Annotated in this window: 4 protein-coding genes and 1 pseudogene; 3 read left to right on the top strand and 2 right to left on the bottom strand. The window is 60.6% G+C overall.

The features are described from left to right. Positions 1-278 precede the first annotated feature (278 nt). Positions 279-1,583: a tyrosine-type recombinase/integrase gene (locus C5F48_RS21110; protein ID WP_170139769.1), complete on the top strand. Its 1,305-nt coding sequence runs from the start codon at positions 279-281 to the stop codon at positions 1,581-1,583. Further along, positions 1,580-2,758 (top strand): site-specific integrase, encoded by a 1,179-nt coding sequence (locus C5F48_RS21105; RefSeq protein ID WP_107665743.1) that lies wholly within the window; start codon positions 1,580-1,582, stop codon positions 2,756-2,758. The genes C5F48_RS21110 and C5F48_RS21105 overlap by 4 nt, the downstream gene beginning before the upstream one ends. 215 nt (positions 2,759-2,973) lie before the next feature. Here the strand turns inward: C5F48_RS21105 and C5F48_RS24910 are convergent, their stop codons facing one another. Both C5F48_RS24910 and C5F48_RS21100 read right to left on the bottom strand, forming a co-directional pair. Further along, positions 2,974-3,993, bottom strand: coding sequence for a hypothetical protein (locus C5F48_RS24910; protein WP_146170689.1), 1,020 nt, complete (start codon positions 3,991-3,993; stop codon positions 2,974-2,976). A 403-nt stretch (positions 3,994-4,396) separates the two neighbouring features. Next, positions 4,397-5,359: a hypothetical protein gene (locus C5F48_RS21100; protein WP_107665742.1), complete on the bottom strand. Its 963-nt coding sequence runs from the start codon at positions 5,357-5,359 to the stop codon at positions 4,397-4,399. Positions 5,360-5,894: 535 nt separating this feature from the next. Between C5F48_RS21100 and C5F48_RS21095 the strand changes: the two are divergent. Beyond that, positions 5,895-6,380, top strand: a pseudogene (locus C5F48_RS21095) (hypothetical protein); the annotation flags it as partial.

The raw sequence follows: 6,380 nt of genomic DNA, 5'->3' as shown, positions 1-6,380 counted from the left end.
CTGTGTACGAATTCGGCCGAAGGCCGAGGATCACACTCTCCGGCAGGAACACGGGATTGGCTCGCCGACGCAAGCGGTTAGCCCTGATCCCGGCAGGTCAGGACAAGCTACGCAGTCCGAAGGGGCAGTGCTTTCCACGTTGTCCTGAGCGCTTTCCGGGGACTGCGAGGATCCTGTCCTGACGGAAAGCGGGAGTGACTGCGATGTCCAGACCGCAACATGCTGCCCCTGCACCACGACGCCCTGCCCCTCAGACCCTCCCGGCTTCGGGGGATCGCGTGGGCGACTTCATCCTCTGGGATGACGAGCTTTCCGGCCTCGGCCTGCGCCACCGCTTCGGCAGGCAGACTTGGATCGTCCAGGCCCGCATCGGCGGGACCAGCGTCCGGCGCTCGCTCGGCGCGGCCCCCACCCTCACGCGTGAGGCGGCGCGACGGGCGGCTGCCGCCATCCTCGAGACGCTTCGGGCGGAGCGCGCTTCAGCCACCTGCCCCGCGACCACCATCGCCAGCTTCGCGGAACGCTGGCTCGCGGACTGCGCCGGCCAGTGGAAGGCCAGGACCCATCGGGCGCATACCCGCGGAGTGCGGAACCACATCCTGCCGCGGCTCGGAGCAAGACCTGTCGCGGCGATCACGGCGGAGGAGGTGGCCGACTGGTTCGCCGCCCTGCCCTGCGCGCCGGGCACCAGCACGCGGCTGCTCGCCGTCCTCTCGGGGATGATGCGCCACGCCGAACTGACCGGCCTGCGCCCGCCGGGGACCAACCCCTGCGCCGGGATGCGGCGCAAGGCCTCGGGCTTCACGGCAACGGTGCTGCGCGCCAAGGACTACGCCCGGCTCGGCCGCGCCCTCGATGCACGGGCTGACACAGCGCCGATGCTGACGGCTCTGATCCGCTTCCTCGCCCTGACCGGTTGCCGACGTGGCGAGGCGCTTGCCCTCCGGTGGGACTGGATCGATGGTACGCGCGCCGCCCTCCCCGACGCCAAGGCCGGACCGCGCTCGATCTGGCTCGGCACGCCTGCTCTGGAGCTGCTGGCGTCGCTTCACCGAACTAGCGACCTCGTCTTCTGCGAGAACGACAAGCCGCTGCGGGCGAGCGCGCTGGACAAGCTCTGGCGCGAGATCAGGACGGAGCTGCGGCTGGGCGACCTGCGGCTGCACGATCTGAGGCACAGCTTCGCAACCACGGCGGTGAGCGCGGGTGAACCGCTGCGCACGGTGGGAGGACTGCTTGGGCACAGCGATCTGGCGATCACCGAAGGCTACACCCATCTGGCAGATGACACGCTGCGCAAGGCGGCGGAAAGCGTCGGGGCGTTCCTCAGCGCGACGCTTGAGGGCAAGGAGCGCACCGTCGCCCCGCCCGCAAAACCTGCAGCTGCCCAGCGGAGACAACGTGCGCCTCAGCCGTCGGCAGGATCAACGCGAACCGGTATGCCGGCTGCGCTCGTTCAGGGCTTCGCCCGGTCCCGGCTGCTGCTGCCAGCCTATTGCGCGGCGCATGGCCTGGATCCGGTGCTGTTCCGCCGGGCGCTGACGGCGGAGAACAAGCGCCGCGAGCGGAGGGCCGGTAAATGACCGTCCCCAGTCTGTTCACCCCTGCGGTGATCCGCAACGCCCGGCCTGGCGCGCGCGAATACACCCTGCACGACGCCCATGTCGTCGGCTTCGGTCTGCGGGTCCAACCCTCGGGCGCGAAGTCATGGGTGCTGCGCATGGGCAAGCGACGCATCACCATCGGGCCGGCGGAGCAGATTCCCCTCGCCACCGCCCGCGCTCACGCCTCAAAGCTGATCGCGGGCGAAGCGCCGCCGCCCGTCTCGGCGACGGCGCTTTCCTTCGACGCCTTGGCCGAACTGTTCCTTGCCGAGAAGGAGGGCGTCTACAGGCCGCAGACGCTGGCCTCCTATCGGATCTACCTCAACACCCAGCTGCGCCCGGCGTTCGGCAAAATGCAGGTCCAGCGGTTGACCACTCCCGAGGTAGCCGAGTGGTTCCATGGCTATTCCCGGCTACGACCGGGCGGGGCCAATCAGGCACTGGGACTGCTGGTCACCATGCTGAACTTCGCCAGGTCGAGCAACCTCGTGCCGCCGGACATGCCCAACCCCTGCGCCCCGATCCGCCGCAACCGCAGGCAGGCGCGCGGGCGGCTGCTATCGGCTGCGCAGATCCGTTCACTGGGCAAGGCGCTCGACACCTGCCCGCCGCAGCACCGGGATGCCGCCGACGCGATCCGGCTGATCCTGCTCACCGGTTGCCGCTCCGGCGAAATCCTGCGACTCCGCTGGAGCGAAGTGCTGCCGGATAGGCTGGCCCTGATGGCGACAAAGACCGGACCTCGCGAGGTGCTGCTATCGCCGCCCGCGAAGAAGCTTCTCGCGGTGCGGAGGAAGGCCGCGAAAGCAGCTTTTGTCTTCGCCTCAGCCAAACAGCCGGGTGAGCCAATCGGCAAGATCGACCACCAGTGGACGCTGATCCGCTGGCGAGCTGGCCTGCCAACCGACATCCGACTGCACGATCTGCGCCATACCTACGCCAGCCACGCCATCATGCAGGGACAGAGCCTGACCATCACCGGCAAGCTACTCGGGCACAGCGATCCCGCCAGCACGGAGCGCTATGCGCACTTGGACGGGGAGTATCTGGCAGCGGCAGCGGAGCGGGTGGAGCTGATCATCGCCAGCATGATGGAGGGTGACAGCAAGGCGGAGACTCAAGGAGCAGAAGACGCGTTGCCCGAGAGAAAATGAAGGACGAAAAAAGGCTCACTGCGATGGGCGACATCACCGCCGCAACGTCGGCGCTAAGGGCGGATTGCGGAAGTTCGCTGCAAGTGCGTGCCAGACATGACGCAACGGTGAGAGCCAACATTCTAACTACTCTGGTGCGAGTTGCTCTGCTTTGCCGCAAGGTAGCTCCGAGACTCCCAGCGGACGATCGCCCGCAACATAGATACATCCTGCCATTACGAGCGGCGAAGCGTGCTGATTTCAATACGTCCAGTATCAGACAAATGAAAGAGATGCATAGAGTTGGTAGGATCATAAGAACCCCAACGACCTTCATCCAAATTAAGACGTAGCAAATCTTTCAGTCTAAAGTAAAATGGGCCAATACCCATTCTTTTTTCAGGTGTGGGCGGGAAACCCTCCGCTTGCTCAGCACGCTCGCGCTCTCCAATTAACTCAGCAGCTCTTTCTCTTTTTGCCTGCGATTTTGGAGGGACTATTTTCTGCATGAACTTAGCATACTCGGAGAACCTTACCGCATACAGATTTTCGCCGGCGCGAACTTGATCAAGCTTATCTTCTGTCCGATCAAGCAAGCAATTGCCGACGGATAGGCAAACAGCCTGCCCAAATAGCAAAACCAACTCCAGGAAATAATTCAACTGAGCTTGAGGCATATCCAAGTTGAAGTGCGCATTATGAATCGCCTCATGTCGGTATTGGAATATCTCAATAATATCCTGCTTGCACTCCGGGAAAGAGAGCAAGACAGCAACAAGCTCGTCGCGTTCGTTTAGTTGAAAAATGGGTTGACTACTATCAGATTTTAGCTTCTCAAACAAAGGCTGCCCAAAGAAGACTCCAAAGTATCTCTCTGCAAGCTCAAAATTCTGCGTGCTGATTTTAGAGAAGAGAAGCTCCAAGTGGATTTGACTATTCATGTCAAACTTGCCATCTTTCGGGCGCCATTTTTCTTCAATCAGTTTTTCAAGAAAGTCATGGTCATGAAGCGCGCATATTAGGAGGCAGTCTCTTATTAGGGTTTCAAGAGACCTTACAGTAAAGATAAGAAGTTGAGCTCGTGAAACATTCATCAGATTTCTTGGGCAATTATTGCAATCGGTGAAATGGAAGTGCAGGATACATGCCTCTGAAAGGGATTTCAGAAATCCAAAAACATGTGACTCCATAGCCTGTCTTGAAGAGAGCTTCCTTTCCTCCCTTGATCCCTTCAAATTCGGATTCTGCAATGCCATGCCTCACATCTGGACTTCGTCACGTATCTTACATTGCAGAAGTCAGCAGAATTTTCAATTGCAAGTGAGTTCTTGCGTGCTTGGTTTCTCTAATGATAGATAGCGGCAGCGACCGTCCGCGGGGCCCCGCCCTGCTGACGCACGGCGCGCCTGGATGCTGCGGTTTGCACGAACGCCTGCTTTTGCGGAGCTGCGCCGCAGCGATTCAGGAGGGAGCAAGTGGCAGCTGTGGGCCGAGCGCGTAATCCTGCCCCGCGACATCAACGCTCGCCAGCGTTCGACTTCGTCGCACTGCCGCCTAGGCAAGAACGGCCCATAGCCGACGTTCATGCCATTCGCAGAGAAGGTGTGAAGGCAGCGGCGCGAACTTCGTGTGACAAGCGGCGCGAAGCCGAGCTTAGGCTTACTCCCGCATGACCTTCTCCAACATATGGGCGCAATAGCTGCATAGCTCGGGATAATCCTGATTGTACTCGTTCACATCAATCCGGGTTCCGCAATGGCCGCAATCAGCCGCTACGGTTTCCCCACAAGCAAAACAAACACTGACCTCTCCGCTCTCGACATAGGCTTTGGCCCAGCAGTGAGGGCAGTCGGCTATCGATGGGTTTAGCCCCTCCTTTACCCGAATATACGCGTCTGTCTCGTAGGAGGCGGCGACCACCATCTCCATCATCTTTTCGAAACCTGTTTCCTCACCGCATTGATGGCATTTTCCGACAACATGATCGTGAGCCTTATTGTCTGGGTCTGACTGACCTACGAGGGACGAGCCGCAATTAGGGCAAACCATGCGGTCAAGGTTCGAAACCTCTGCAGGCCAGCCGATGTTTTCCAAGCTGTCGAGGCACTTCTTCTGGACCTTCTCGAATGCTTCCCGCTGCTCAAGAATGGTACCCCAGACGCTAAGAAGCTCTGCCTGGGGATCTTCCTCCAAGATATTGAAGAAGTCCACGACCATTGGAAAAGACGAGGCAATCGCTTCGCCGAGGGCGCCAACGGGCTCTTTCAGGTGGTAGTGCTCAAGATCATTCCGGAAGCGTTGCAGCTTCTTGATATCAGCCTCGGGCCACGGCAGGCCAAAGCCTTTGAAACGCGACTGTAACTGAGCGAGATCTATGGTGGTATAGCCTACCACTTCGTGGCTAACGCCACCGTCACCATCCGGTTTTGGCTCGAACTTGGCGCCGATGATTTCCATTGCATCAGCTTTGGGGGCAGCGCGGACAAGGCATTCCTTCGCCAATAGCAATAGACCCGCATAGTAATTCCGCGCCGCGCTGAGCATCCGCTCGTCGGTTCCAGTTTCAAAATCCTCGATTCCGAGGACAATTGACGTAATGGCGTTGTCGAAAATCTCTGACATGCTCGTGTCTTACATCCGAATTGGGTGGATAACGATACTCCACCTGAAATTACCTGCAAAGCTGAAAAGAGCGAAGGATCGGCATTTGGTGGGTGCGTGTTCCCGCGGCCGGCACTGTGCTGAGAACTCCTGTGTGGCCTGCCGATGAGTTCCCCCTTACCGTGGGCGATTGCGGACATTGAACGCCTTCGGCGCGAACGTTCGCTTTCCGCCCTTCGGGTCGATCCGGTGCCGACTTCGTCGCGCGGGGCAGCATCTGCTCAGTTGCGCCACGGCCGAGAGATTCGGCACCGCCGCCTCGTCTTTGTGGCCGATGACAGCCGGTGATTGAACAACCGCCGGCGGCTGCGTCACTGCGTCGTCGTCCATGCCCCACCAGTGGACGCGCCGACAGTCCAATCTGAGTTGCGCACGCGCAGCGCATGTTGATAAGCTTGTCCTGAGGCGCAAACACCGACTTTATCTTTGCAGCTGCGTCACAGTGCCTAAACACATTGCCCCAGAGGAATATCTGCCGCTCTTTCCTGATCTGTTTTTGCAGCACCTGCTGCGTCAGGTGTTTCTTATTCCTTTGGAGAGCGGCTTGCCGAACGACCTCCAGACGGCTTGGCTTAGCTCGCGCGCCGACGCGAGCGAAGCCTCATCCGCCCGCCGCCGAAGCCCCGGATCGACCGGCAAGATCAGTCGCCCCGCACCTCTGGATCGGATACAAGCAGCCCTCTCGATCCTTGCGGTGATCGCCCTGCCCGCCTCGGCCGACACTTGGTCGACGGCCTCCAACCAGTGGTCCGGCGGTTCGTCCTTCGCGCCACGTCCCGCCCCCCAGCAGACCGCCCTGCCCGGCTCGTCCTTCCATGGCGTCGAGGTGCGGTCATCCTTCGACCTCGCCCCCCGCAGCCAGCCTCCGGGCGGCAAACGCGCACCGTTCGTCATGCCCAAGGGCAATGATGAACTGGAAAAGGTGCGCGCCGTCATCTTCCACGCGGAAGGCCGGCAGCACGGCTACGACGCCTACAACCTC

Origin of the sequence: Cereibacter changlensis JA139 (assembly GCF_003034985.1) — a bacterium.
In the GTDB taxonomy this organism is placed as follows: domain Bacteria; phylum Pseudomonadota; class Alphaproteobacteria; order Rhodobacterales; family Rhodobacteraceae; genus Cereibacter; species Cereibacter changlensis.
The sequence above is the reverse complement of the archived record's forward strand: the minus strand, read 5'-3'. Positions and strand labels throughout refer to the sequence as shown.

What these genes read in the sequence shown, in the direction of transcription:
- C5F48_RS21105 (WP_107665743.1), top strand. Translation starts at nt 1,580, where the DNA reads ATGACCGTCCCCAGTCTGTTCACCCCTGCGGTGATCCGCAACGCCCGG.
- C5F48_RS24910 (WP_146170689.1), bottom strand. Translation starts at nt 3,993, where the DNA reads ATGGCATTGCAGAATCCGAATTTGAAGGGATCAAGGGAGGAAAGGAAG.
- C5F48_RS21100 (WP_107665742.1), bottom strand. Translation starts at nt 5,359, where the DNA reads ATGTCAGAGATTTTCGACAACGCCATTACGTCAATTGTCCTCGGAATC.